The 26208-nt window shown below is 57.3% G+C and carries 23 protein-coding genes; 4 read left to right on the forward strand and 19 right to left on the reverse strand.

Annotated elements, in window-relative coordinates; genetic code table 11:
• Positions 1-2: 2 nt before the first annotated feature.
• From G359_RS04550 to G359_RS04590, 9 genes are all read right to left on the reverse strand, one after another.
• A complete protein-coding gene (locus G359_RS04550) occupies positions 3-494 on the reverse strand; it encodes a DoxX family protein (RefSeq protein WP_082072797.1) in 492 nt (163 codons plus the stop codon).
• Positions 472-1257 (reverse strand): molybdopterin-dependent oxidoreductase, encoded by a 786-nt coding sequence (locus G359_RS04555; RefSeq protein ID WP_045835172.1) that lies wholly within the window; start codon positions 1255-1257, stop codon positions 472-474. Before G359_RS04555 ends, G359_RS04550 begins: the two co-directional genes overlap by 23 nt.
• The gene (locus G359_RS04560; protein WP_045835173.1) at positions 1254-2117 is read right to left on the reverse strand and encodes a cytochrome b/b6 domain-containing protein; all 864 of its coding nucleotides are present in this window, start codon (positions 2115-2117) and stop codon (positions 1254-1256) included. Before G359_RS04560 ends, G359_RS04555 begins: the two co-directional genes overlap by 4 nt.
• A gap of 80 nt (positions 2118-2197) precedes the next feature.
• Positions 2198-2476 carry a pentapeptide MXKDX repeat protein gene (locus G359_RS04565; RefSeq protein WP_045835174.1) on the reverse strand — a complete coding sequence of 93 codons (279 nt, stop codon included), beginning with the start codon at positions 2474-2476 and terminating at the stop codon, positions 2198-2200.
• A gap of 200 nt (positions 2477-2676) precedes the next feature.
• Positions 2677-3204: a hypothetical protein gene (locus tag G359_RS04570; RefSeq protein ID WP_045835175.1), complete on the reverse strand. Its 528-nt coding sequence runs from the start codon at positions 3202-3204 to the stop codon at positions 2677-2679.
• Positions 3205-3369: 165 nt separating this feature from the next.
• Complete coding sequence (locus G359_RS04575; RefSeq protein WP_045835176.1) at positions 3370-4995, reverse strand: ABC-F family ATP-binding cassette domain-containing protein; 1626 nt, start codon at positions 4993-4995, stop codon at positions 3370-3372.
• 208 nt (positions 4996-5203) lie between these two features.
• Complete coding sequence (locus G359_RS04580) at positions 5204-5803, reverse strand: hypothetical protein (RefSeq protein WP_045835177.1); 600 nt, start codon at positions 5801-5803, stop codon at positions 5204-5206.
• A complete protein-coding gene (locus G359_RS04585) occupies positions 5800-6465 on the reverse strand; it encodes a hypothetical protein (RefSeq protein WP_045835178.1) in 666 nt (221 codons plus the stop codon). The genes G359_RS04580 and G359_RS04585 overlap by 4 nt, the downstream gene beginning before the upstream one ends.
• On the reverse strand, positions 6462-7232 hold the full coding sequence (locus tag G359_RS04590; RefSeq protein ID WP_045837642.1) for a MotA/TolQ/ExbB proton channel family protein: 771 nt from the start codon (positions 7230-7232) through the stop codon (positions 6462-6464). Before G359_RS04590 ends, G359_RS04585 begins: the two co-directional genes overlap by 4 nt.
• A 218-nt stretch (positions 7233-7450) precedes the next feature.
• Here G359_RS04590 and G359_RS04595 point away from each other — a divergent pair, with 218 nt between their 5' ends.
• Both G359_RS04595 and G359_RS04600 read left to right on the forward strand, forming a co-directional pair.
• Positions 7451-8848: a sensor histidine kinase gene (locus G359_RS04595; RefSeq protein WP_371199093.1), complete on the forward strand. Its 1398-nt coding sequence runs from the start codon at positions 7451-7453 to the stop codon at positions 8846-8848.
• Complete coding sequence (locus G359_RS04600) at positions 8845-9513, forward strand: response regulator (protein ID WP_045835180.1); 669 nt, start codon at positions 8845-8847, stop codon at positions 9511-9513. The genes G359_RS04595 and G359_RS04600 overlap by 4 nt, the downstream gene beginning before the upstream one ends.
• Before the next feature lie 62 nt (positions 9514-9575).
• On the opposite strand, the gene G359_RS19580 is transcribed toward G359_RS04600, so the two are convergent.
• The 7 genes from G359_RS19580 to G359_RS04635 all read right to left on the reverse strand — a co-directional run bounded on the left by G359_RS19580 (position 9576) and on the right by G359_RS04635 (position 18184).
• Entirely contained in the window at positions 9576-10436 is an 861-nt protein-coding gene (locus G359_RS19580; RefSeq protein ID WP_052699181.1) for a nucleotidyltransferase domain-containing protein, read from the reverse strand.
• 322 nt (positions 10437-10758) lie between these two features.
• Positions 10759-11475 carry a TetR/AcrR family transcriptional regulator gene (locus G359_RS04610; RefSeq protein ID WP_082072799.1) on the reverse strand — a complete coding sequence of 239 codons (717 nt, stop codon included), beginning with the start codon at positions 11473-11475 and terminating at the stop codon, positions 10759-10761.
• 230 nt (positions 11476-11705) lie between these two features.
• A complete protein-coding gene (locus tag G359_RS04615) occupies positions 11706-12065 on the reverse strand; it encodes a YybH family protein (protein ID WP_045835181.1) in 360 nt (119 codons plus the stop codon).
• Between the two features lie 334 nt (positions 12066-12399).
• Complete coding sequence (locus G359_RS04620) at positions 12400-12780, reverse strand: hypothetical protein (RefSeq protein WP_156150668.1); 381 nt, start codon at positions 12778-12780, stop codon at positions 12400-12402.
• Between the two features lie 409 nt (positions 12781-13189).
• Complete coding sequence (locus G359_RS04625; protein WP_156150669.1) at positions 13190-13393, reverse strand: hypothetical protein; 204 nt, start codon at positions 13391-13393, stop codon at positions 13190-13192.
• A gap of 296 nt (positions 13394-13689) precedes the next feature.
• Positions 13690-15003 carry an efflux RND transporter periplasmic adaptor subunit gene (locus G359_RS04630; RefSeq protein WP_245279931.1) on the reverse strand — a complete coding sequence of 438 codons (1314 nt, stop codon included), beginning with the start codon at positions 15001-15003 and terminating at the stop codon, positions 13690-13692.
• Position 15004: 1 nt separating this feature from the next.
• Complete coding sequence (locus G359_RS04635) at positions 15005-18184, reverse strand: efflux RND transporter permease subunit (RefSeq protein ID WP_045835185.1); 3180 nt, start codon at positions 18182-18184, stop codon at positions 15005-15007.
• Between the two features lie 723 nt (positions 18185-18907).
• Here G359_RS04635 and G359_RS04640 point away from each other — a divergent pair.
• Complete coding sequence (locus tag G359_RS04640) at positions 18908-20461, forward strand: cytochrome P450 family protein (RefSeq protein WP_082072800.1); 1554 nt, start codon at positions 18908-18910, stop codon at positions 20459-20461.
• 126 nt (positions 20462-20587) lie between these two features.
• On the opposite strand, the gene G359_RS04645 is transcribed toward G359_RS04640, so the two are convergent.
• Positions 20588-21694, reverse strand: coding sequence for a glycosyltransferase (locus G359_RS04645; protein WP_156150670.1), 1107 nt, complete (start codon positions 21692-21694; stop codon positions 20588-20590).
• 1008 nt (positions 21695-22702) lie between these two features.
• Here G359_RS04645 and G359_RS04655 point away from each other — a divergent pair.
• On the forward strand, positions 22703-23542 hold the full coding sequence (locus G359_RS04655; protein ID WP_045837646.1) for an alpha/beta fold hydrolase: 840 nt from the start codon (positions 22703-22705) through the stop codon (positions 23540-23542).
• Positions 23543-24335: 793 nt separating this feature from the next.
• Here the strand turns inward: G359_RS04655 and G359_RS04665 are convergent.
• Both G359_RS04665 and G359_RS04670 read right to left on the reverse strand, forming a co-directional pair.
• Complete coding sequence (locus G359_RS04665) at positions 24336-25349, reverse strand: FAD:protein FMN transferase (protein ID WP_045835189.1); 1014 nt, start codon at positions 25347-25349, stop codon at positions 24336-24338.
• Between the two features lie 23 nt (positions 25350-25372).
• Complete coding sequence (locus G359_RS04670) at positions 25373-26182, reverse strand: DUF4198 domain-containing protein (protein WP_045835190.1); 810 nt, start codon at positions 26180-26182, stop codon at positions 25373-25375.
• Positions 26183-26208 lie beyond the last annotated feature (26 nt).

Genomic DNA, 26208 nt, shown 5'->3' on the forward strand with positions numbered 1-26208 from the left:
CGTCACGTCCGACGATACGCGTCGAAGGACAAGGGGCCTGCTCCGCCGATGACGAGCGACGCCAAGCAGGCGAGATAGAGCAGATCTGTCTCATAACCCGGCTGCCCAAATTGCGCCCCGGCCGGTGTTATGGCTTGCAACTTGATCGAGCTGAATCCGTATTGCCAATGCACGCTGAACATCGCAACGAGGAGAACGATCGCCATCGGGATGCTCGCCAATGCGACGAACGCTCCAGCCAAGATCATCGCGCCGCCAAGAATTTCGATAGCGATCGTCGCAACCGACATGAGGTAGGGAAATGGCACGCCGAGCGCATTCAGGATGTTCGCGAAGTGATCAGGTCCTCGTCCCAGTTTCGCCAAGCCATGCGCAATGAAGCCATAACCGGTGATCAGGCGTAGAAGCATCGGCGCCCACTCGGCCAAAGTCTGCCGGGATTTATTTATCAAAGCGCCCCCCGCGAACTGCTCAGATCCCTGCGTACCAGTCATAACCGCGGTCTTCCCAATATCCGCTCTTGCCCAGACCGAAACGGCTGAAGCTATCGACGAGCTCGATTGTGTGAACATATTTGGGCTGCTTGTAGCCGAGGGCCCGCTCGATGCGGACACGGATCGGCGCCCCGTTGGCAACGGGCAAGCTTTGGCCGTTGAGCCCATGTGCCAATATGGTCTGCGGATGACGAGCGTCGATCAAATCGCAGCTCTCGTAATAAGCCGCCGGGTCGCTTTCATCGTAAATATCGTAGCAATGAAAGACGACGAAGCGCGCGTTGGGTTTCACGCCGGTTTCGTCGAGAATCCGGGAGAGTTGCGGGCCGGTCCATTTGGCAATGCAGCTCCACCCCTCGACACAATCGTGTCGCGTGATCTGCGTTCGGGCCGGCATATTGCGAAGCTCCGCCAACGAATAGCTGCGCGGCTGCTCGACGAGCCCGGTGATCGCGAGACGATAGTCGGCAAACGAATTGCCTTTGAGTGATAGATATTCGGCCGTTTGCGGATCGGTCGATCCGTTGGGCCGCTGCCCCTGGCGAATTTCTGTCTCGGAATACTCCGGCGCGAGAGCGCCATTGCGGATCAGCAGCCGCTGAGCGTGGTAGGTGAGATCGTTCGCCTTCTCGAGGACTGCACGCGTCTTGCTATCGCCCTCGCCCAGAAAATCGAACGTATCGCAGCCGGCAAGCATAAGGGATGATGCACCGACAGCACCCGCGGATAAGAAACTGCGGCGGCTAAGCATGATCTTGCTCATCGCTTGTCTCCTTCAGTATCCGGCGTGCCGGGGCTGGCGCGATACCATCCTGTGATCATCGAGCGCAGTTCGTTGAAGGGACCGGCGGCTACCACCATCAAAACGTGAATGACGAAAAATAGGACGAGCAGGAACATCGCGAGGAAGTGCAACGTGCGCGCCGTCTGCCGTCCGCCGAACAGCTCGAGTAGCCACGGAAATCCCGCGTCCATGCCCGGGCTCATCGTCAAACCGGTCGCAATGATCAGCGGAAACAGAATGAAGAAGACGCCGCAATAGGCAAGTTTCTGCAGGACGTTGTAGCTATGCCCATGATGAAACCGGAAGCGCACGTGATCGGCGACGTCCCTGGGAAAATTCTCCAAGTCTTTGCGCGTCGGCGCGAGGTCGCGGCGCAGGTGACCATTGAGAACGCTTGCCGCCAGCCAAACGAGAAGCGTTGCAACCAGCAACCACGCGAAGAAGAAATGAACGACTCGGCCCGTGCCGAGATCCCGATATGAGGGAATGGTGAGCGCCGATGGAATACCGCGAACCTTGAGATCATCCGCTGGCCCGCTCAAACCGAAAACACCCGTCGTATTGAATTCGTGTCCGAGGATATTCGTCCGGCCCTCCGGTCCTTGCGGAGTATCGACCGCGCGCATGCTCAACACAGCATTGTCGTATCCAAAGCCGCTTTCGTTGCCGATATAGAGAGTAGGACGCGCATTGAAAATCTGCAGCCCGGACAGCAGTAGGAAGAACAAGCAAACTGCCCATATCCAGTGCGTGATCCGCGTCACGACGCTCTGTCGGTAGATGAGCGGTCCTTGCGCCGGCGCATCCACAGACTGCGCATTCTCACGTGTTATGGACATTGGCTCTTTCCGTTCGCGAAAGTGCAAAGAGGCAAGTTCCGCGCTTCGCGCTGAAGCGCGGAACTTTGAATTCCAGAGTCTTACTTCTTTTCCGGAGCCATCGTGTCATGCGACTTGGCCATGGAGTCGGATCCCATGCTGTCCTTCTTCATCGTGGCATCTTTCCCCATGCTGTCTTTGTGCATGGCGTCCGATCCCATAGTATCCTTTTTCATCGAGTCCGAACTCTTAGCCATGCTGTCGCTATGCATGGCATCGCCCGTTTTGCTCATGGAATCCTCGGCAAAAGCTCCGCCGGAGGCACTCCCGGCGACGGCAAGCGCGACTACAAAAGCGATCTTATGGATTGAACAGGCCATGAACAGTCTCCGGGACCGAAGCGTGACCACCCGGGCCCTATGGCCGGCGCGCACGCTACCTCCCCGTAGTTCGAACCCGGCCGGTCGAAGGTTACACTAGGTCCTCAAAAAAAATCCGGACCGTCTGCAGCCTTACGAAAACCAGCGACGAGCGAGCGTTGCCACTCTTGGGCCTTAAGCGAAGCTGCGTCTTCGCACTCTCAGTTCGGCCTATGATCGCGTTTCGCCTGGGCCCTGGCATTCGCCTTCAGGATGCTGCCAACTTTCGAGCCGGGAGTGCGAACGCGCTTCGGCGCACCGCTTTTAGCTTTTTGTCCTGGGCTTGCACTGGGTCCTGCCTCCGGATGGTGCACGAATTGGCTCGCACGGTGCAGAGCCAAAGCGCGGTGCGCAGCTTCCACGTTTGCAGACCGTGCTTCGAGATTGTAGAGGCGAGCCCGCTCCTTCTTTACACGCTTCAGAGCTTGGGCGAAAACTTGCTTTCGTTTTGCAGGCTGTTCGGCAGTGCCCGGGAAGCTCTTGCCGCGCGCCTCTGATTTCCCCTTCGCCTCGCGCCGTTTCTGGCGTGCGAGGGTTTTCGCCTTGCCGCGATAGCTCTCGAGCCGCAACGCCAGATTTCGCAGCCCATCCTTGTCCAGATCATAGATCGCCGGATGATGGGCCGATTTGACGGCTTCGTATTCCTCGTGATTGAGAAGTTTTTGTTCGTCCTTGTTCGAATAAGACATGGCGCACCTCATCGAAAGCGACGTTCGGCGCAAAATCCTACTTTAAGATCACCGAACAGCCCTCTTACGCGAGGCTACTTCGTTAACGAGGAATGTATTGGCGTCCTCTGTCAGGCTGAAAATATCGCCAGACCGCATGACCAACTTCTGCGAGCGGTGTTCGGCTTAAGGTCTCTGTAGGCCCGGCGCCTCATAGCCGGTACGTTCGACGTATTCCGTGTATCCGCCGCCGTACTGATGAATACCGTCCGGCGTGAGTTCCAGAACCCGGTTGGATAGCGCCGCGAGAAAGTGGCGATCATGCGAAACGAAAAGCATCGCGCCCTCATATTGAGAAAGCGCGGTGATGAGCATCTCCTTCGTCATGACGTCGAGATGGTTGGTCGGCTCGTCGAGAACAAGGAAGTTTGGCGGGTCGAACAGCAACTTCGCCATGACCAGCCGGGCTTTCTCGCCGCCCGATAGAACACGGCACCTCTTCTCGACGTCGTCGCCGGAAAAGCCGAAGCAGCCGGCGAGTGAACGCAGCGAACCTTGTCCCGCTTGCGGAAACGAGTATTCGAGCGACTGAAATACGGTCTGCTCGCCGTCGAGCAGATCCATCGCGTGCTGAGCGAAATAGCCCATCTTCACGCTTGCGCCGATTGCGACCGTTCCTTCGTCAGGTTTGGTCGACCCGGCGATCAGCTTCAACAACGTGGACTTGCCCGCGCCGTTGACGCCCATCACACACCAGCGCTCTCTACGGCGCACCTGGAACGTCAGCCCCTCGTAGATACTTCGCGAACCGTAACTCTTGTGCACGTCCCTGAGCGTCGCCACGTCCTCACCGGATCGCGGCGCCGGGGGAAATTCGAACACCACGCTTTGCCGGCGCTTCGGCGGTTCGACGCGTTCGATCTTTTCGAGTGTCTTTACCCGGCTTTGCACCTGTGCAGCGTGCGATGCGCGCGCCTTGAACCGCTCGATGAATTTCAACTCTTTGGCCAGCATGGCCTGTTGGCGGTCGAATTGCGCCTGCTGCTGCTTCTCGGCGAGAGCGCGCTGCTGCACGTAGAACTCATAGTCGCCGGAGTACGTCGTCAGCGTTCCGCCATCGATTTCGACGATTTTTGTGACGATGCGATCCATGAACTCGCGATCATGCGAGGTCATCATCAACGCGCCTTCGTAGCCCTTGAGGAAGTCCTCAAGCCAGATCAGGCTCTCGAGATCCAGATGGTTGCTCGGCTCGTCGAGCAGCATCACATCGGGGCGCATGAGTAGAATACGCGCCAAAGCAACGCGCATCTTCCAGCCGCCAGACAGCGCGCCGACGTCACCGTCCATCATGTCCGGCTCGAAGCTTAATCCAGCCAGCACTTCGCGGGCTCGGCCCTCCAATGCATAGCCGCCAAGCTCTTCGAAGCGCCCTTGGACTTCGCCGTAGCGCTCGATGATCTCATCCATCTCGTCCGCGCGGTCGGGATCGGCCATGGCGGCTTCGAGTTCGACAAGCTCGGCGGCGATTGTGCTGACCGGCCCGGCGCCGTCCATGACTTCGGCCACGGCGCTGCGGCCTCGCATGTCCCCCACGTTCTGGCTGAAATAGCCAATCGTGATGCCGCGATCGACGGAGACTTGCCCCTCGTCCGGTTGCTCTTGTCCCGTGATCAGTCGAAAGAGTGTGGTCTTACCCGCTCCGTTGGGACCGACGAGGCCGATCTTCTCACCCTTATTGAGGACCGCAGAGGCTTCAATAAAGACGATCTGGTGACCATTCTGCTTGCTGATGCTGTCGAGACGAATCATCTGGGGCCGCGCCTTGGAAGAGTTTTGGCGCTCTTAGGCCAGATGCCTCTGTCGCGGAAGTCCAATGTCGCTGAGTGTGCTTTTTTGCGCGACGACGTCGGCCGGCGCAGATGGCTGCACCGGCCTAAGACGATGATGAGATCTCCTGCCAAACTGCGGCTTGAGACTGAAATCGATTTATGAAAGACGAGTCCCGCAGGTTACCACGTCATGGATCGTCCTTGGGTGGCAATGTCGGCGGGGGCAAAGGCGCGAATTCGAGCGAAGGTGCGCCACCGCCGAGAAACTTCGTATCGAGAAGTCCGCCACCCGACGGATCTCCCCCAATACCGCCCCCTATGCGAACGGCCGCGCCACCAGGATTATCTTCTCCGCCTCCAGAGCCGAAATCTTTCGGCTTCCCCCACAGGTGGTGACCGAGCATCAACTCGCTTTTGGCCGCTTCGACCTTTTGCGCGAGTGCGGCCGAATAGGGGAGTACGAAAGCACGCGGCACGAGGCTCGGCCGATTTTTTTCGTCCAGCTCTTCAACCCACAGATGGATAGCGCCCGGTTCGTTGTTGACGATATTACTTTCGACGACGCGCGCCCATAGAAGTTCAAATTTCGGCGGCATGGCTTCGTAAGCCGACCAACCAAGAAGCCCCTGCAGCCTGAAGAAGACAACAACGTAGAGGACGCTGGTCGCGATGATCGCACCCGTCTTGGCTCTCACTCCGAGATTGGTTCGCGTGAGCGCAATCAAGAGAAGGACGCCGAGTGCCGCATAAGCGAGCGCAAGACCTAGAATTTCGCTTTGCAGGCTCATTTGCCGTCGCCTTTGTCCATGCCCATGCCGGTCCACACCGTGCCGGTGAAAGACGCGAGCTGGCGTAACAACGACTTCTGCTCGCGATTGATTGCGGTGACTTGGCCTTCTTTATCCATCGTGAAGCGGACGGCCGTTTTCTCTTCGCCACTGGCGTCTAGCTCGATCGTATCGTAGTGCACGACCTGCACCGTGGGATTGAGCCTCTCGACCTTCACCGATACCGGCACAGGTTTTCCCGTAGTCGCCGTGAAATGATAGACATTGACCGTGTATTCGCCCGGAACAATGCCGCGAATGCTGACGATTTCTTGCCGGATCGGCGAATTGACCTTCGTGTCTCCGACCAGGATGAAGTCGTTCGCGCCGCCGCGATCGTCGCGGTCGAGCACCAGGAACCCAGCCTCACGCCGGCGATAGAAAGCGATATGCCCGAGCGGGTCTTGCACGAAGAGATCGATATCGTCGGGATGGTTATCCGGCCACGATATAGTGATCAGAAACTCCGCCTTGGTATCGACTTTGCCGCTCTTTGCATCCGGCGCCACCATCAGCAGCGTGATGAAGAACAGAAAAGCGATGACCTGAAGCGCCTTGAACAACATGACGCCAAAGGGATCGAAGGGTTCGTCGCGATGGACGAGATCAAACTCGTCAATCATTTGCTTGCCGCCGATTGCCGTTCCAACGCCGAGACGACATGGACCTCGGTCACGCCGACCGCGAGGTTGAACAGCCTGCTCGTGGCGTCATCGAGCATGTAGTATTGAATTTTGATGAGGATCGAGCCGACGAGCCCGGCAAGCGTCGTGTACATGGCGACCGCCATGCCGTCGCTCATCAGCGTCATGGACGACTTGAGCGCACCGCGGTTTTCGGCATCGAGACCAGCGATGGGAGCCAGCATCATGATGAAGCCGACGATCGTGCCGAGCAGGCCGAGCTTCATCAACGTGTCGCTCGCGAACGAGCCGAAGTGATTTGAGCCCCTGAGCTGTCCCGCCAAGCCTCTGAGCAGCAGCGTCTGATCGAGCCGAGCGGCGCCCTGGAGGCTCGCCTTCGTCGCCAGATTGCGGATGTGCGAAGTGATCAATCCCTTGGGGAGTTCGCCCGCAACATTCGGGCCGCCCTTGTCGAATGCGAGATGACGGCTATCTGCGGCCAGGAGTTCTCCCGCCAGCCGCGCCGCGTCTTCTTCCCGAGAAATGATGATAGTCCGCCAGAGGCAATGCAGAGACGCCCCGATATAGAGAAGCGCGATCAACGACGAAATGTGCGTGCGGTCGCTGACGACCATCTGCTGGATGAGGCCGAAGTGCCATAGCAGAACCGCCGCGAAAGCCGTCACGCCAGTGAAAATCAGCCAATACAACAGCGGCGTGCGGCGAACCCACGTTGCCGTCTCATTCCGAGGGTCACCCCTGAGAATCTTCCGAAATTCCTCGCGATATTCCAAGTTCACATTCCCACGCCGGTTGAAGTCCCCAATCGAGGCCGAAACTGAGGACAGCCGGACAATTTAGAGAAGGGCACGGGACACGCGATGAGTTGGGCAATATGCCCGACGATGCGCTAGGGTCTTGCCAATAGCGCCCTTGTCGGTGCCAATTCAGTCGACGCGAAATATGGAGCCGTGCCGTGCATTTGATGTTCCACCTCGTAGGGCGCCTTTTGGCCGTTGTGCTGCTGTGTCTCGCAGGCGCAATCGGCTGGGTCATGATCGATGCCCACCGCTCCATTGAGGCTGAAACGGCCGCGACGGCGGATCGCGTCAGCCAGCGCCTCGAAGGACTTTACTGGCAGAAGCTTCTGTGGCGCGACGGCATGAGCAAGGACACGCTGCTGCCGATGCCCGACTGGGAAACATTGGCGACGGCCAGCGTCGTTTCACCCGGAATTTGTGTGACGTTCGCGCCGCCCGGCGTCGATCCTCGCCAGCTCTGCAGTCAAATCGAAGCGCTCGGCGAGCCCGCGCCTGCTTGGTTCGGGGCAACCTATGATTTCCTCTTCGGTCTGCAGACCCCGCAAAAACGCTATCTGTCGATCCGCGATAAGGACGCGGGTTATGTCGTATCTGCCGCCCAGCGGGATGCCGCCTTGCGCCTCTCTTGGCAGCAGGTCTCGATCGTCGTCGGCGTCGCGATCGCCATGGCGGCAGCAATTACCATCCTCGCGACATTGATGATCGGGCACGCGCTGATCCCGGCGCGGACCATCATCGAGGGCTTGCGAAAGTTGGAGCAAGGCAATCTTGGCTGGAGGCTGCCGCGGTTTCGCACAGCGGAATTCAATCTCATCGCCCGCGCCGTCAACGATCTCTCGGAGGAGCTGGCCCGCACCAACGCCGCCCGGACCGCGCTGACGACACGGCTCTTCCAAGTACAGGAAGAGGAGCGCCGGGCACTCGCGCGGGATCTTCACGACGAGTTCGGCCAGTGCCTGACTGCAACGGCCGCTCTTGCGGCGAGCATCGAGGCTGGAGCCCCGCCCGATCGCCAGGACCTCGCAGACGATGCGCGCGCAATCACTCGCGCCCAACAACGCATGATGGAAAACCTTCGGGGCGCGCTCGTGCGTCTACGATCGCAGAATATCGATGAGATCGGGCTCGAAGCCAGCCTTCACCAGCTCGTCTCCGATCACAACACGCAGGCGTCGCGCGCTGTCGTCCGTTTGAACGTCATCGGCAAACTGGCGGCTTTGCCGAAGCAGGTCGCGATCGACATTTATCGCGTCGCTCAGGAATGTCTGACCAATGCGATGAAGCATGGATCGCCAACCGAGGTGCGCCTCAGAGTTGAGCATATGGGCACGGAACGCGACACGATCAGCCTGACCGTGGAAGATGATGGCGGCGGCGATGCAACCCACATCAATCGCGGCAACGGTCACGGCCACGGAATTCTCGGAATGCGCGAACGCATATCCGCACTCGGTGGCAGTCTGTCCATTGGCAAGGCCGCAAAGGGCGTGCGCGTGGCTGCTATTATCCCCGTTCTCGGATCTCGTAATGGGCTAACGTTCGGCGGCGAGGCGACCGCATGAGTGCGGTTACGATTCTTCTCGTAGACGATCACCCGATCGTTCGCGAAGGGTACCATCGACTTCTAGAGCGTCAGGCGGAATTTCATGTGTGCGCCGAAGCCGGCGACGCGCAGGAAGCTTATCGCGCCTACAAGGAACACCGGCCGAACGTCGTCGTCATGGATCTCGCTCTCCCTGGCGCGAGCGGGATCGAAGGCGTGCGCCACATCCGCCAGTGGGACAAGGACGCTAAGATCCTGGTCTTTACGATGCACCTCGGCGTCGCATTCGCCCTCAAAGCTTTCGAAGCCGGAGCGTCCGGTTATGTAACGAAGAGTAGTGCACCGGGAGAACTCGTTCGCGCCGTGAAGGCTATAGCAGCCGGTGGCCGCTTCTTGAGTGAAGATATTTCGCGCGCCATCGCCGCTGATCGCCTCGCTGGACCGGACCGCGCGATCGATCAGCTCGGGCCCCGCGAAACCGAAATTCTCCGGCTGCTGGCGTCGGGACTGACCAGCGAAACGATTGCTGAGATGCTCAACCTCAGCACGAAAACAGTTCGCAACCATCACTACGCGATCAAGGGCAAGATTGGCGCGCAAAACGATGCGCATCTCGTCTGGCTCGCGGTGAGTGCGGGGCTCATCAAGATCGACGATGCGATCTTCGACGGTCATTCGACTTAGATTTCGTGTCTCGCCGCAGCTGCTGGCACGGGCTGATGAGCCGACCCTCGTCGTCCAGAACCTCAGTGGGTTCTGAGCTTGGACCAGCCTATGCCCATCCGTTCCGCGGTCCACCGCATCGGAGCGGTCAGACGCCACGAGATTGATTTTCGCATCGTTTTCAATCGCGCGCGCAACGCTCTGTGCTCTTCGACAAGGCCTGCATGCTGCGCGGTTAGCTGCGAGTGCCGGGCGCTGAGCTCCGCGTGCCTTGCCGTCAGTTCCGTGTGCTGAGCACAGAGCGACGCGACATGCCGGAAGCGGAACTGCTCCGCCGCATTGACGACCTCGTTGTCCGTCAATGGTGCCTCAACAGTCTGAATGGTCTGCCGACCTACTCCTTCGCCCACGCCGAACACTTCGAGCAGCGAGATGATATCCCTGAGGTCGGCCGAGACGCCGTCTGCGCGAATTCTGTCTGGCGCCCATGGCGAGTAACGTCTTTCCACCTTCTGACGTATTTGCTCAGCGGCGGTGGTGCAACGGACAACGCGGCCGTCGATGACGCCGACTCCCGTTAGGCCGGCTGATGAAGAAACATAAACGTATTTTCGATCGGATTTGTCTTCATCGATATGAATTGATGAGCCGTCCGGGTTGAACGTAACCGGATGGATGTCGACCTCGAGCCCCGCAGAATCCCGAAAAACGGCTCTGGTTGGCATATTTGTTTGGCGGTTATCCATTTGGAATCCCAGCGTGCCAAGAATGGCTTCGGCAGGACCCAAGCTATCTATCGGAACGATAAGATCCACATCCGAATGCTCCCTCGATTCTTTTCTGAGCAACGCATCGATCGCCCACCCTCCATCAAGCCAAACCGGCACCCCGCCATCTTCGAGAGCACGAAAAATCTTTGTGACGTCCTGTCCCGAAAATTTCATTTGTCGAATCCCGTCAGCGACCGGCATGCGAGATAGCCATTGGCTTCTGCGCCAACTCCGCGCTGCGAGCCTAGTGAACATCGGCGCGAAGCATTCAAAGCGCAGTGGCCGTGCACGGCGGTAATAAACGCACTGGAATTTGCTCAAGTGCTCAAAATGAAATGAAGCAATCGTCGGATGTGACAAGCGAACGCTAACTCTCGGTCACGCGCAGGTCAACCACATCTCCTCGTCTCAAATCGGCGGCGAGCCAAAGGGCAGTTCATAGATTTGCAAAGCGAAGGACGACCAACTCCGAGTATAATTTCAGGAAGGCTACGCGCTATCCCGAATGCGCCCTCTCTCTTAAATTGCGCAACGCCGCTGGCGCGCCATCGAGAAAGCGGGCAACTGCGGACTGAATGACGGGCCGAAGGTCGTCAGGCGCGGGCATGTCATAAACCCACTTGCGGATAGCCAAATAAAAGAGTTCGCCATGCAGGCTCCAGGCGATCTCCAACTCATTCGGCGAGAGAGGACGGTTTGCTTCTTCAGGGAACCCGGCCACGCGCCGCAATTCATAACCGAGAGGCTCGATCACCTTCTTCTGAATGAAGTCGAGATAGCGCTTGGTGATGCCGACGTTCTTGAGCCCTGCATACACAAAAATTCGCACCCAATCATAGCGGTAGATCGCCGGAAAATACGCCTGATAGAAATCGATCAAACGCTGCTCTAGCGGCCGCAAGGGGTTTCTGAGAAGCGTTTCCCATTCGCGCTGCCAACGGTTGAGGTAGACTTCCTTGTAGACGCGTTCGATCAACGCTTCCTTTGTCGCGAAGTAGCGGAAGAGATTTTGGTGCGTGATACCAAGGCGCTCGGCAAGATCGCGCAAGCCTCCATCGAAGCCGACCTCGGCAAAAAACGCGACGGCACCGTCGATGATCTCGCGTTCCCGATCTTCCGGATCAAGACGCCGCCGCTTCTGCGGCTCCGCTCGGCCGACAGGCTTCTGATCCCGGTCACCGGAGGCCTTCTTTGTCCGCGTGCGCTGTGCCATCGGCCCTGTATCGATGCTCCGCTAACCGCATTATCGATGGGGACAGGTTGGCATGTTAGTTGCCATTCGGCAATTACAGATCAAACCCCGATAGCGCGGAGTTTCAAACTTATCGCTGCTCGGTGGTATGACCCTTGCGGGCTCGAAGCCTGCCGCGGGTTCATTTAAGATCGGCACAGTGCGCGCCGCGCCGATCTTGATTGTCAAAGTTCGATTGTAAAAACGCGGCCTCAGTTCCAGGTGTGCAAGAGAGTGCGCCAACCGTCTCCAGTGCGCACGAGAACATTCACCCAGTTGCCGCCGTATTGCTTCGTCGCTCCATCTTCTGACGGACCGCTCAGTTGCCATTTGCCCGTTGCAACCTGGGTCTCCTCTTCGCCGAGCACTTTTTCGACCGTAATCTTGTGATCAGAGAAGCCCTTGGACTTGAGATCCGCGAAAAACTTGCCGATTTCCGAGCCGCTAACGGCAGTGCCGCCTGCGGGGATGACCAATGCTTGAGGGGCATAGAAGCCCTCGAGCCGCTTGATATCGCCGGAATTGAAGGCGTCATCCCACTTGGTCGCGTTCGCCGTGATTACTTCATTCATGTTCGGACTCCATTTCCTTTTACCAAAGTGAAAAGCTGTTCGGATCAACGCGGGGGGGGGCATCCCGTTCGCGAGCTGCGGCACTCATTGATCAGCGAGGAGTGACGGTTTCCATATTGTCACCGCGTACGCGGGATGCGTGCTCATGAAGGCACGCCGCCGTCTCCGAGCGGCCTGATATCTCATCTAATTACCACACGGTAACTATCTAGTGTCGAGAAGCGATTTGTCAACTCAAATGAGCGATGGGTAATTAAGCCGGGGCAGGCGCGGTCTGGGTCCGTGCACGAACCCCTGGCTCAACCAGCTTTGGGCGTGCATTCTGTTCTGTGCATCAGGAGCGATTGGCGGTCCAGACACCCGAGCACAGGCCCGAAGGCCCGCGACCCGCCCAGGTCCCGCTGCCGCTAATCTGATTGAACCGTCCGATGCCGCGGGCGATACGCGGGCCGGCCACAGCATTCATTCTGGCCTGCCCTGAGCCAGAAACACGGCCGCCCAACTGAATTGGATAAAAAGCGAAAGATCCACGCGTGGAATAAATGCGGCCTCGAACGATCTCGAGGCCAATCTCAATAAAACCGCAATGGCCTCGGGTCGTCTCAGCGACCATGCTCCAGTTGCCATCGAACCGCGCCGCATTTGCTAGCGGAGTCATACAGATCATTGCTAATGCGGCCGCTAAAGAGATTTTGCACATACGATTGCCGATCATGGGGAGACCTCATACGTGAATTTGCCGACATCAATGCGTGCCGTCCCGACGGTAACGATCCGTCGAGCCACCGAATTCCCATTACTGACTTCACCGTCTGTTCGGATGACCAGTTGCTTGCGCCGGCCTCGCAATCCAACTTCTACGTCAAACGCCGGTTCCGCGCCTTAACGACTTCGATAACGGAACAATGCACGGAGGCGCAGTCCCTCTCGGCAACGCATGGTCGGGTGTGAATGCATCGTGCGAAATGAGCGATAATCATTCGCTGGAATCAAAGTCGCATGATGTAAATAAGTTTGTAGTACGGCGGCGGACTCTTCAGCGGTGGAGTATCTGCATACACTCGAATGGTCATTCTGGGTGCCTGACTGCTCACATAAATGACCAGGCCGCTGGCGGCACCGAACTAGCCTTCGATGTGTCCGCCTTCAACGTTTCGATTTTGCGTCGGCGACGTTCGCCGATAACGCTTCTGCATTTTCTGGCGCCACTCTTTTTGTTGCCTCCTGAGAGACTGCTGGCGACGATATTTTATGATCTCGACCGCAACGACGAGCACCACGATGAGCACGAAGCCGAACTCGAAATATCGGATTGGCGCATCAGCCATTTGCCAAAATTCAGCGGCTTCGTGCATTGCACGATCCAAACATCGGATAACTCTTGTCGGCGCCTGAGCGCCGCATCATCCAATATGAACGATTAGCTATGCAGCATCCGTCGGGTGCGATGCGGCTTTAATCGGCGAACGAGTGACTGAGAATGAGATCCAAGATCTAGCCGATTGATCTAGACCATTTGCACAACCAAACTTCGTCAGAAGCGACTGTTCCCAACGACTTGGAAACCAAGGGTTCGTGCGTTGATCGAGAGTCCAGCGGAGCTCGGCAGATCGTGCGCAGGTGATTATGTGCGATTCTTCGTCGGCGGGCGCAACGCCGGCTCGCTAGCCGTTTTATCCGATGCATCGGAGCGCACCTCGACTTTACTTCCTTGGGCTAGGTCGACCGGCGGGTTGAGAACCAACAAATCGCCCTTCTTGACGCCGTCGTGCACCTCGACGACGGTCCCGAAGTCGCGTGCCACAGAAACTTTTTGCAGATGAACAATTCCGTCCTCAACGACCGCCACGTGCAGGCCGTTCCGATCAAATACGATGGCTTCCGCCGGTACTAACAGCGACGGCTCCTTTCGCGGGATATGAAGCTCGACGGTGCAGTAGACGCCGGCAGACATGGCTCCGTCCGGGTTGGGAACGTCAATCTCTGTCAACAGCGTCCGGGTAATGGGATTCAACGCATCGGCAATGCGTGTAACCTTCCCCGGGAATGTGCGATCCGGAATTTCCGGAATCCGCACGACGGCTTCGACGCCGGGCTGTATCCCGAACGCCTGATCCTGAGGAACATAAACCTGGGTTCTGATGATGTCAGTCTGCTGGAGATTGAACATGAAGGTGCCGCTCGTCGCATCCGCTTGAACCAGACTTCCGACATCGATATTGCGTTGAGTGACGACCCCGTCGAACGGAGCGACGACGCTCTGATAATCCTTTTGCTGCTGAAGAACCTTGATCGTCGCTTCCTGCGCAGCGATGCTCTGTTCAGCGACGCCTACACCGGCGATCAGCGCCTTGAGATTTTGCTCATCGATTGAACCTTGCTGTTGCGTCACCCAACCTTTGGCGACCACGGGCTTGTCTCGATCCCACGTGATCTTGGCGAGGTCCCGGTTCGCCACGTTCTGGCGCAGCGTCGCTTTGTTCTGTTCGAGAGTGGCTTGCGCTTGCGCGATCTGATGATCGAGTTCGGGGGCGACGATTTCCGCCAGCAGCTGTCCTTGCTTGACGCGATCACCGATGTCGACGTTGCGTTTGCCGATATAACCGCTGGCGCGGGCAAAGATGTTCGCCGTTGTGAATGCCAACGTCGTCGCCGGCAACGACACGGTATTAAAGTCGCTGCTGGCTTTCACCGGGGCCACGCGAACTTTCGGCACGAAATTGGCGTGGCGCTCGGACGTGGCCAAAGTCTGTTGTCGCAGCGCTCGGGCATTGATGCCGCCAAGGACCAGCGCGCCGGTCAAAAGCAGGAGTACTCCTAGTCCGAGCCATAGACCGCCATGACCTTTCGGTGCCGGGGTCGCGACATCGGGCTTGCCTCTTTTCTCGCGTCTCTCATCCGGCGGCCGGACCGATAGCGTGTCGTTTGAATCGGCCACGTCAGACCTGCCTTTCAAACACGCCCTTGGCGGGCTTTCCGTCATTACGCTTGCGCAGCTTGGCAAACAGGTACGGAACAATGAGCAGAGTGGTGGGCGTCGCGAACAACAGACCGCCGATCACGGCGCGAGCCAGCACGGCGTTCTGTTCGTCACCCGCACCGCCGATCGCCATCGGGATCATGCCGACGATCATTGCCGCCGCAGTCATGAGCACTGGGCGAATACGGGTACGCCCGGCATCGACCGCAGCCTCGCTCGCGGGCTTTCCTGCAAGCTGCTGCTCGCGGGCGAACGTGACAAGCAGAATTGAGTTCGCCGACGCCACGCCGACGGCCATGATTGCGCCCATCAGCGACGGAACGTTAAGCGTCGTCCCAGTAATGAACAGCATCGTAAGGATGCCGCAGAACGTCACCGGCAATGCCAGGATTACAACGAAGGGATCACCGAAGTTCTGATAATTGACGACCATTAAAAGATAAACAAACACGGCTGCAAACAGAAGGCCGATGCCGAGATTATGGAACGAGTCCTTCATGCTTTGGATTTGTCCAACCACTTGGATTGTATTCCCTGGTGACAGCTGACTCTGAAGGTCCGTAACGATCTTATTGATATCGGCCGCGACACCACCGAGATCGCGGCCCTGTATACTGGCGTAAACCTCGTAAACGGGTTGGATGTTGGTCTGGTTGCTGTTGGTCGGCACCGTGTCGCGCTTGAATGTCGCCACGTTGCTAAGCAGCCCCGGTATCAGGGCGCCTGCAGCCGTTACCGCGGCGGAAACCGGCGTGTTGGCCAAGTCGTTCAACGACGCTATCCGCGGCTCAGGTGTCTGCACCGCGAGGTAGTATGGAATGCCGGATTTCGGATCAGTCCAGAAATTCGGTGTAACCTGTTCGGACGAACTCAAACTGATATTGACGTTGGTCGCGACCGTGTTCGCATTGAGGCCGAGCTGTTGAGCTCGAGCCCGATCGATAGTCGCGTAGAACGCCGGCCCATAGACCTCTTGCTGCAGATGCGCATCAACGACGCCGGGAATGGCCGCCATTCGCTTTCGCAATTCCTGCGCGACGTGAAGGTTCGTCGTGCGGTCGTAGCCGACCGTCCGCACATCAATCTGCGCCGGAAGACCGAAATTGAGAATCTGAGTGACGATGTCGGCGGCCTGGAAATAGAACACGTCCTCGGGAAACGCGGTGGGCAGCGCCTCGCGAAGCTGGCGGACGTAGTTGGCGGTCGGCGCGTGGCCTTCTTTGAGGGCCACCAGGATGACCCCATCGTTGACGCCGATCGTCGAACCATCTGCGAATGCGAGATTGTACGCACGCGCCGGCAGTCCGATATTGTCAACGATCAGTTCGCGCTCGCTTTCGGGGATGACTTCGCGAATCTTATTCTCGACGGCCTGGAAAATTTTCTCAGTTGTCTCAATTCGTGTTCCTGCCGGCGCTCTGACATGCAGCTGAATTTGCCCGCCATCGATGACCGGAAAGAAATCACGGCCCACCATGAAGAACATGGTGACGCCGAGACCGAGGATTAGAACAAACACAATAGGAACTATAAATTTTCTCTTCAGCAGCGTCGTCAGTAAAGCCACATAGCCGATGCGCATGCGCTCGAAACCGCTGTCGAAGGCGGCCTGAAATCGGCGCGGCCAACTTCTCCGGCCGTCGTCCGGTCCATGATGCTCGCTCTTCAGAAGAAGCCCGATCGTAATGGGAGTGAGCGTACGCGAGAGCCCGTACGAGGCCAGCATTGCGAAGACAACCGCAAGTCCGAGCGGGGTGAACAGATATTTCGCCGGGCCGTCAAGAAAGACGACGGACGTGAACACACAGCTGATGGCGAGTGTCGATACGAGTGTGGGTATGGCGATGCCGGCCGCACCGTGAAGTGTCGCCTCGGGGAGCGGCATGTGTTCTTCGGTCAACAGCCGATGCGTATTCTCGATCGTCACGGTGGAGTCGTCGACGAGAATGCCGACCGCAAGTGCCAGGCCGCCAAGGGTCATCGTATTGAGCGTCTCTCCGAGGAAATACAACACGACCAGCGATGAGAGGATCGCGAGTGGGATCGAGATCATCACCACCAGAGTCGACCGCCAGGAGCCGAGAAAGAGCAGGATCATTAGAGCGGTGAGACCTGCCGCGATCGCACCTTCGCGAAGAACCCCCTGCACGGCCGAAGTGACGAATTTAGATTGATCAAACAACTCACTGAATTTCATGCCCGGCGGCGCCGAAAGGCGCATGGTCACCAATGCAGATTTAACCCGATTGACCACATCAAGCGTGGAGGCATTGCCATTCTTGATGATGCTGAGCAGCACTGAGCGTTTGCCGTCGCCCCGCACGATGTTCTGCTGGACCAACCATCCGTCGTGGACCTGAGCGACGTCCTTGATGAAGACGGTGGCGTTGTTCGTAAACCTGATCGGAATATTGTTGAGATCATCGATGCTCGGCGGCATCGCGTTCGTGCGGACTGTGTATTGCGTGTCACCAATCTTCGCTGTGCCGGAAGGCAACGTTAGGGCTTGCGTATTGACCGCGTTGACGACATCGAGCGGTGTCAGGCCGCGCGACTGCAACTTATCAGGATCGATATCGACCATGATCTGTCGGTACTTTCCACCGGCCGGAGTCGGCAGCGTGAGGCCTGGAATGGGCGCTAACTGCTGACGCACACGGTAGATGCCGTAATCATAAAGCTGTTGTTCGTTCAGCGTGTCCGAGCTGAGGCTGATTTGAAGAACAGGAACGCTCGAAGCATTGAACTGAACGACAATCGGCGGCTCAATTCCAACAGGGAGCAGCGCACGGATCGCGTTCGTCGCAGAGACGATCTGGGCGATCGCGAGGTCGAGGTTCACGTCCGACTGAAAATATAGCTTCTGCACAGACAGCCCGTTCAGTGTCTGCGCCTCCATATTCTTGATGCCGTTGACGTTCGCGCTGATCGCGTACTGGCTGTAGGTCGTGACGCGCTGTTCCATTTCCGGCGTGCTGAGGCCGGTGAACTGCCAAATCACGGTGACGACCGGGATATTGATCTCCGGAAAGATGTCGGTCGGCATCGTGCGGATTGCGGTGACGCCAATGAAGACGATGAAGGCGGCGAGGACGTAAAAAGTATACGGAAACCTCAGCGCGAAGCGGACGATGCCCAACCTCTACCTCCCGGTCTCATAAGGGTCTTGGGACCCGAAAGCTCAGAACATGCGCTCTCGCAATAAAGCTGATAACGCGATGCGGTCAGGGTGCGTCGGCGACAGTCAAATTTTGAAGCGACTTTGCGGACAACGCCGAGCCCCGCCGCAACAGCAACGGCAGATAAAGGCGATCATAAATGCTCTTTTGAAATGACGTTTCTTTTGGGGGTTTCAAGGACCCACCTTATCCTAGCGTAGCTTGGGTGCTTAACGGCGCGAGGACGAAACAATTACGCATACAATCCAAACGAACTGCTCACCGCAGCGCGTCTTGACCATTCACCCCGAGCGCATCCCATTTGAAGATCGGCCCTTGCTGATCGCATCAGCATTGAATGACCTTTGCCAATTCTGCTGACCAAATTTTATTTAAAAAGACGATGACGGGATTTTCAGAATGATCCGAACACCGTGCGCTCCTTGCTTATCAAATTGTTCCCTTTGCGCGCGTATTCAAAGTCGGCCGCGCGCTGACGAGCTTTTAGCGTTAACCCCGGGAGCAGTTGCGGCGAAAAAATGGGGCGCATAGCCTCACTCGTGCTGAAATTTCTGCAACTCGGCGCAACCGCGCTCATATCGAACAGCCTCTCGCTAACGACAACCTAAGCACGCCAAGCCACGATTTTCTGGCCGATACGCGTCTGCCGATCGGTGAAGTCTCCCAATTGCGAGGAATGCCAAATGGAACGAAGAGCATTTTTGGTCGGTACGGCAGCAGCAGCTACAGCGATAACCGCCAAACCCGCCGCCTCTCAACCTCAATCTCCCCCGGCCGCCGGACAGCCACTTGCGCCTGGCGATATCGAAGCAGCGGTGGCGCGACTGCGCCAACAGTACCTCGCGGAATTTGACCCGTCGTACGTCGAGAACGTGATCGTTCCGCATTTTCTCGTGAGCACTTATGCAGGTGAGCGCCTTTTTCTTCCAATGATCGACGTCAAATTCACGAAGGAGAATGCGCTTCCCTACGATCTTTGGGGTTTGCTGAACGAAGGCTGGAAGCCCGCCCCGCAAGATGGCGTCACCGTCTTTCTGCAGGGGCTGGAAAGGCGAGGTCCGGACAATCGCCGGAAGCGCATCTACATGTCAGCATTGACGCCGGATTTATATCACCCGATGTACGGCGAGAAGGTCGGCGCTTTTTTCGATAAACTTCTAGACGAGAGCAATGCGAATAAGCCTCTGATGCGTCCCTACCTGGAAACGTATTTCGATTTGTACTGGGATTTGCACCTAGGAGTTAAGGGAGATGCAGTCCCCGCGCGCGTCCGTCAAATCGGGGAGAGTTTCAACACGGTTCTTGCCTATCGCGATCCCACCCAGAAGATCGTCTACGATAACTACATGGAAGTGCGTAAGCACCTTCCCTACCTGAAAGAGTGGATCGCCCAGAGGATCGCGGATCTCAACAGCGGCGCGACGCCCAATCCAGAAAAGACCTTCACTTATTACTGGATCAAGAATGCGGCCGATGGCGAATATTTTGCTCACCAGGATGTGGTCTTCGAGGTCTTTCACAACTTCGTGGCGCTGAGCCAGTGGGGCAATACACTCTACAACATCATGCTGATGCTCGCGAGGGACACTGGCGATCCGGATACGAAAGCGTGGTTCACGAAGACCATGGAAAGCGATTACGACAACGCTGGAGGCAATGCGTTTACCCCGCTCGAGCGATTTGTCATGGAACTGTTCCGTACGATCACGCCCAACGGCGGAAGCATCTCTGCGATGCACGAGACGAGAATGCCGCCATTTCAGCGCTTCGGTTACGTCGTCAGCCCGCATTGGGACACGAGCTTCGATCCAGTGCAGTGGAAGGATCCCGATAAATTCGATCCCGATCGCTACAACAGCGTACCGACAAGCCATCAAATCGACGAAGCCAAAGCCGAGCAGATTGGGTTTGCCAAATGCCCGTTCGACAGGACGGCGTTCGATGTACGTGACGGCCGGAAGGCAACGATGCACAATAGCGGCTTTGGCACGGTCTATGGCATCGTCGACGAGAAGCCGTTGCCGGTGTGCGACCATGCCGGCTTTGCGTCATTTGGCTTCGGATATCGGCGCTGTCCAGGCGAGCAACTTACCATTCAAGTCTTCGAGGACTTCCTGCGGAAGGTATGGAAGAACAAGATCGATTTTCAAAAGCTCAACATCGCCAGCGCCGAGCCGCTGCCGATCGGTCCCACAACGGTTATCGCTGACAACGTCGGATTTACGCGGATGGTTTAGCTGTGGTCCAACCGCGCTTCGGAATTGAGGAGCGCGGTTAGTCAATGGCTCAGATAATTCCAGCCTGAATTCCACGAGTTGATCTTCTGAGGCAACGCGAACCGGGGATCGCGGTAGCAGATGAGTCTACGATGGGTCGCCAACTCGACGTTCTGAAGTCCGCTGTTCGACTTGCCAATCCGCTCTTATTTTGCGCAGGACCGCGGCGGCTGCTTTGATGTCCGGTTCTGCCCAGCAGAGATTTTCGCCTTCGTAGGCGAAGGTTCGATCTTTATAGGGTGTGAGCTGGTAGGGAATAGGAAACGCGTGAGCATAGCGCCCCATATATTCCATATTGCCAGACCAGCCCGTTGCGATCGTCGGCACACCTATTTCCAGCATTTCATGAATGTTGAGGCCGTATCCCTCAGCGCGATGGAGAGATAAATAGACATCGGCCATTCGTTGAAACCGCGAGATTTCCTGATCGTCAAAATTCTCTTGGACAAGAGTAATATTTTTAGCGCCGGCGATCTCGCGTTTGAGCGCGGTTAGGGCGAATTGCGTGGCTTTTTTGAAGCGCACCTTCATCAATAGGTGGACATCGGGATCGTCGGCAAATGCTTGAACCCAGGCGCGGACATGGCCGAGGGGGTTCTTGCGATCGGGACAAGCCGCAAGATCCATAATCGCAAGGCCGAGAAATTGCTCGTCACGCACTCCAAATCGCGAGCGCGGAAGCGGAGTGTCCTTCGGGACGACAACGGCGTGTGGTACCACTTTGATCGGAAGATCCGTTCCGCTACGCAGAGCATTGGCACTGAACTCTGACGGCGTCCAAATCTCGTGCACGATGTCGAGGGCGAATCGCCAGTCGGACGGAAATTGTTCAAGTTCCCAGACCCAAAGCCCAATGCGGTAGGCACGCTGAAACCATTCGGGTGGCTCCGCGAGAAGACGCGGATAGTCCCACGGCTGCGCCAATATAAGTGCTTGCTCGGCAGTACGTTGGGGAGGATTGGCCCCATAAATAGCGGCCCAGCGATCCATTTCATAACGAAATGCGCGCGACAGGCCGTTGGTAGACTGAAGGTCTCCGACAAACCTCAAAGGTGAATTGGGATCGAACTTGGCCGCTGGTTTAGTCAATACACTCGCAAGCTCGACACCCCTTCTGAGGCGTCGTCTGCGCCTACGATTCTGTTTGTGCCATTGCGGAAAAAGCCAAGGCGGAAAAAGATCAGAGGCAATCACAAAACACCAAAGTGCGAATGTCCAAGCCTTATAATCGTCAAAGGTCTATCGCCGGTTCCCTGCCGAGGTGCAACACCACGTAGAGCGAGGAATCCGAAATAGGACGCAGACTGAGGTGGAGTCGCAACACTGCGTCTGGTGTCCAATAAATCTCGTCGTCGAAGGGTACTCCTCGTCACGGAGACCGACCGGGCGCACGATGTAGCCGGACTATCACGCCGAGGGAAATGGTTCATTGGCGCTCGCGGTTTCAAACAGCACCATCTCCCTTAGGGATGCCATTTGGCAAGAATCGGACCTCTTCCTAAACGACCACGATTTTTGATCTGACGACCAGCGTCTATGAATGGCCCACAATGACGCGGGCTCGAATACTGCATTACGAAGAGATGGCCCCAATCCAATGATCAACTTTGGCCTCCGCGTCGCGCTCACCGTCTGAAGCGAAAGTCGGAACGCGCTTCCTTCCGCCGTGGGCATCGGGTTCGGTCCTCCACGAGCCGCCGCGGACGAAATGGCGGCCAGCCTGCGTGTTAGCCATGCCAATCCTTCCGTCGGCGCGCAAATCTTTCAGGGTCAAATGCGATCGTAAGCGTCGGGCATCGGGAAGAAGCTCACGCCGGAGGGCGATAAGGATCGAAGAAATTCTTTCTTAGGAATTGTTGCTTCAGGCGCTACTCTCACGCGCTCAGTAACTACCGTCGTCGCCACGTGACTATGCGAAACATCTCGCAAATCATCAGAACTCACCCACGAAATCTGCGGTGCCCGCCGGCCTCCTCAGCAGTGCTGCAGGCCTTAGCGGCCTCGGCGGCAGTAATGTCCCGGTACTGTTGCTGATCGAGTTTCGCGCGCAATCGCTACGGGAGAATTTGCTAACCAGGACGCAGAGCAGGCACTACAACTGAGACAAATGAATTGCGGTTCGATCAGAGCGGAACGGCGTGCATCGGCTCGATTGTGGGCGCCCGACCATCACAGCTTGCTTAGAAAATGAGGATGACGATCATGCGCTTTTCTGCGCTCGTGCTTTTGAGCTTATCCTTAGCAACGCCATCGCTGGCGGCAGAAAAGTGGGAGATTTTACCTCCCACTCCCGCACCCATTGCCACGGATCGTAGTGGCGAAGTCCATGCCAACGGCATCAGCATCCACTATGCAGTCTACGGGCAAGGCTCGCCGGTGGTCTTCCTGCACGGCGGCCTTGCGAATACCGATTATTGGGGCAATCAGGTTTCTGCTGTCGCCGCGCATCACACCGTCATTTTGATCGACAGTCGTGGTCATGGCCGCAGCACGCGTGACAGCCGTCCCTACGGCTACGACCTTATGGCAGATGATGTTGTGGCGGTGCTCGACGCTTTGAAAATTCCGAAGGCAGACATCGTCGGCTGGAGCGATGGCGGCATTCTCGGCATCGACCTCGCTTTGCGGCACAAGGATCGCATCGGCAAAGTCTATGCTTTTGCGGCGAATACCCTGACCTCCGGCGTCAAGGAGGGCGTTGAAAAGAACCCGACGTTCGCTGCTTATATCGAGCGAGCCGGCCACGAATACGAGGCTCATTCCACGACGCCAAAAGAATATAACGCATTTGTCGATCAGATAAGCAAGATGTGGGCTGAGCAGCCAAATTGGACGGAAGAGCAGCTCAAATCGATCGATACGCCGATCCTGGTCGTTGATGGCGATCACGACGAAGCGATCAAGCGTGACCATACGGAGTATATCGCAGCCACGATCCCGCACGCGGGCCTATTGATCCTCCCGAACGTCAGCCATTTCGCTTTTCTGCAGGATCCGCCTCTCTTCAACGCCACAGTGCTTCATTTCCTCGACGAGAAATGAGCCGCGACTGGAGATGAAGGCGTCCCGGCGGAACTCCCTGAGCTGGCCTTGCATTCATCAGCTTTCGGCGCAGTCCGAGTTGAAAAGTGAGCTCAACAAGCTCGCCGAAAAGATAATTCGATGCGACGAGCCTCAAGGGATCGCTTTTCTGGATAGGGAGATCGCCGACCCTATAGACCTGGAAATTGTTGTCATGCTCGTATCGGACGATGAACACGATCATGGTCGGGTTTCGGAGCTTCGAACGCTCTTGCCACCTCAAAGCTGAGTCCCATGGACAGCAGCTGCAGAAACTTGAAGTGCAACAGCTTCGGATCGGCGCCGGATAGCGCGGCGCATCCGCTCTATAGGCATGTCGGTGAACTTGTCGAGTCGACCAGACCTCCGAATGGCCCTCCTGTTGACAGCGCTACGGCCGACTTAAACTCACGCCGAATGCAATTCAAGAAATGCTCAATGTCAGGAATTTTCCGGCAGCGGTGCGCTCAATAGCCATATGAAGATCTCTGCTCCGATCGGCGATTGGCTCATCGGCGTCTGCTCCACGGCACGCATTGTAGCGTTCGACTAATTGGTCCGTTCTTTTATCCGTCTTCTAGATTTCACGTCGGCGTAGCGTCGTGGACCTCGAAGATGCAGGGCTAATTGTGCAAGATGGCGTTTGGGACCTGTGAGATGTTGAAGGAAATGCTGTCCTTGCTGGGATGTCCAATGGCAATCCTTGAGCGGGCGGCGCGACTTGTGACCCGTGGCGCTCCGTAGAGTGTCGCATTTGGCGTCAACACTATTTTGGTTAGGTCATCGCCGCCATGGCCGCCGACATGACCGGGCGCAATTGCGCGCCGTCCCGAATGACGAACAACGCCGCAATCTCGTTGCGTTCCGCATACGAAATGCCGTCGGCAGGCCCGAGCACCATCAGGGCGGTGGCAAGCGCATCCGCCTTCATGCACGACTTCGCGACAACGCTGACTGAAGCCAGGCGATTGGCAAGTGGTAGCCCAGTGCGGGGATCGAACGTATGCGCAATGATCTTGCCGCCGATCTCAAACCATCGGCGGTAATCGCCGGATGTTGCCACCGAGAGGCCGTGCAAAGCGATAAGGAAGTCGCATGATTGTCGGAGCGACTGGCTTTCAATATCGGGCGATTCAATTGCGACCCACCACGGCTGGTCGCCCCCCTTGAAGCCTTCCCCTCTCAGTTCTCCGCCGATCTCGACGAGAAAATTACGGATGCCTTGACTCAATAAGTCTTCGGCAATTTTGTCGACCGCGAAGCCTTTCGCAATCGCTGAAAAATCCAGATAGGCGCCGCCCGGCTGATGCACGCGGCGGTTCACTACATCAAGTAGCACGCGTCCCCATCCGATCGCAGAACGTGCTTCATTGACAATCTCCACCGGAGGAATCCGAAAGGGATTCGTAATCGGGCCGAACCCCCATGCGTTGGTCAGATGACCAACCGTCGGGTCAAACGCGCCGCCCGTGTCGGTCGCGATATCGATCGCGGTTTGAATGACGTGGAAGAAGTCATCGGGTAGGTCTTGCCAATGTCCCGCAGGAGCCCGGTTGAAAACGCTGATGTCCGACGTCGGCAACCAGGTACTCATTTGGGCATTCACCGAGTCTAGGTTCGACAGAATGCGGCGCTCGATATCTTCGGCATTCGCGCCATCGGGCAGGACGAGATTCGTAGTCCACGTCGCCCCCATGGTCTGGCCGTGAAGGATCGTGATGGCTCCGCTGTGCCGCCGCTCATCATGCGGCGGCACAGCGATTTGGTGAGGCACGAGAACCGTACGCATCACTTCTGACTTCAATTTGGTTGTTATTCGGGAAGCACCTCGAGCGTTACCGCGTAGGTAACGCGACGTTCTTTCGCTTCCTTGACCGTACTCTTATCGTCGGTGATTTCGGCCTCCATCCAATACATGCCGGGTTCTGGCCAAGTGACCGAGAATTTCCCATCCTTGTCGGTGGTGGCCGACTGCTCGTCGGGTTTGGTGCGATAGCGTTCACCGCCGCGGGCGATGGCGACCTTCACGTCAGCCGCAGGTTTGCCATCGATCTGGAGCACGAACGACGCCGTCGACTTGGCGAAGAGATCGTTGGGGTGCGTGACAGGGATAAGCTCAAGACCCTGGCCTGTTGGCTTCAGCACAACATCATTCGGCTTACCTGCCGTCACGAACGTCTCAAGGCGTCGGAGGTTCTGCGTTACCTTCAAGTCTTCAGCGCCCGCCGGAATGTCCTTCGACAGGTTTTCGGGCTTCCCCCGCCAGCGCTTCCGTTCGCCATTTTCCTTGTAGCTCGCGGAGACCCCGTCGGACACAACTGCCAGCTTATAGGTTCCGGGCTTCGAGAGATGCACATCGAAAGTGCTGCGGTATTTGCCCGTGGAGGGGTTCTCCGGATTGAGCGCGCTCCCGTCCGGTGCCGTCACGACGAGATTATCGAGGCGGAGCGGCTGGTGCTCGAAATTGAAGAGACCGTTCGAGATCGCAGCATCGACCGAAATCCATTCATCATTACCGGACAACACCGTGGCAGACGGGAGGAGCCATGCGCGGTGGGCATCTGCCGAGATCGGCAACACGAGGGCGACGGCGAGTGTGGACCACTTGAGCAGCGGCTTCATGGGTTTTCTCCGTAAGGTTGATTGAT

This window comes from Hyphomicrobium sp. 99, from assembly GCF_000384335.2.
Taxonomy (GTDB): domain Bacteria; phylum Pseudomonadota; class Alphaproteobacteria; order Rhizobiales; family Hyphomicrobiaceae; genus Hyphomicrobium_B.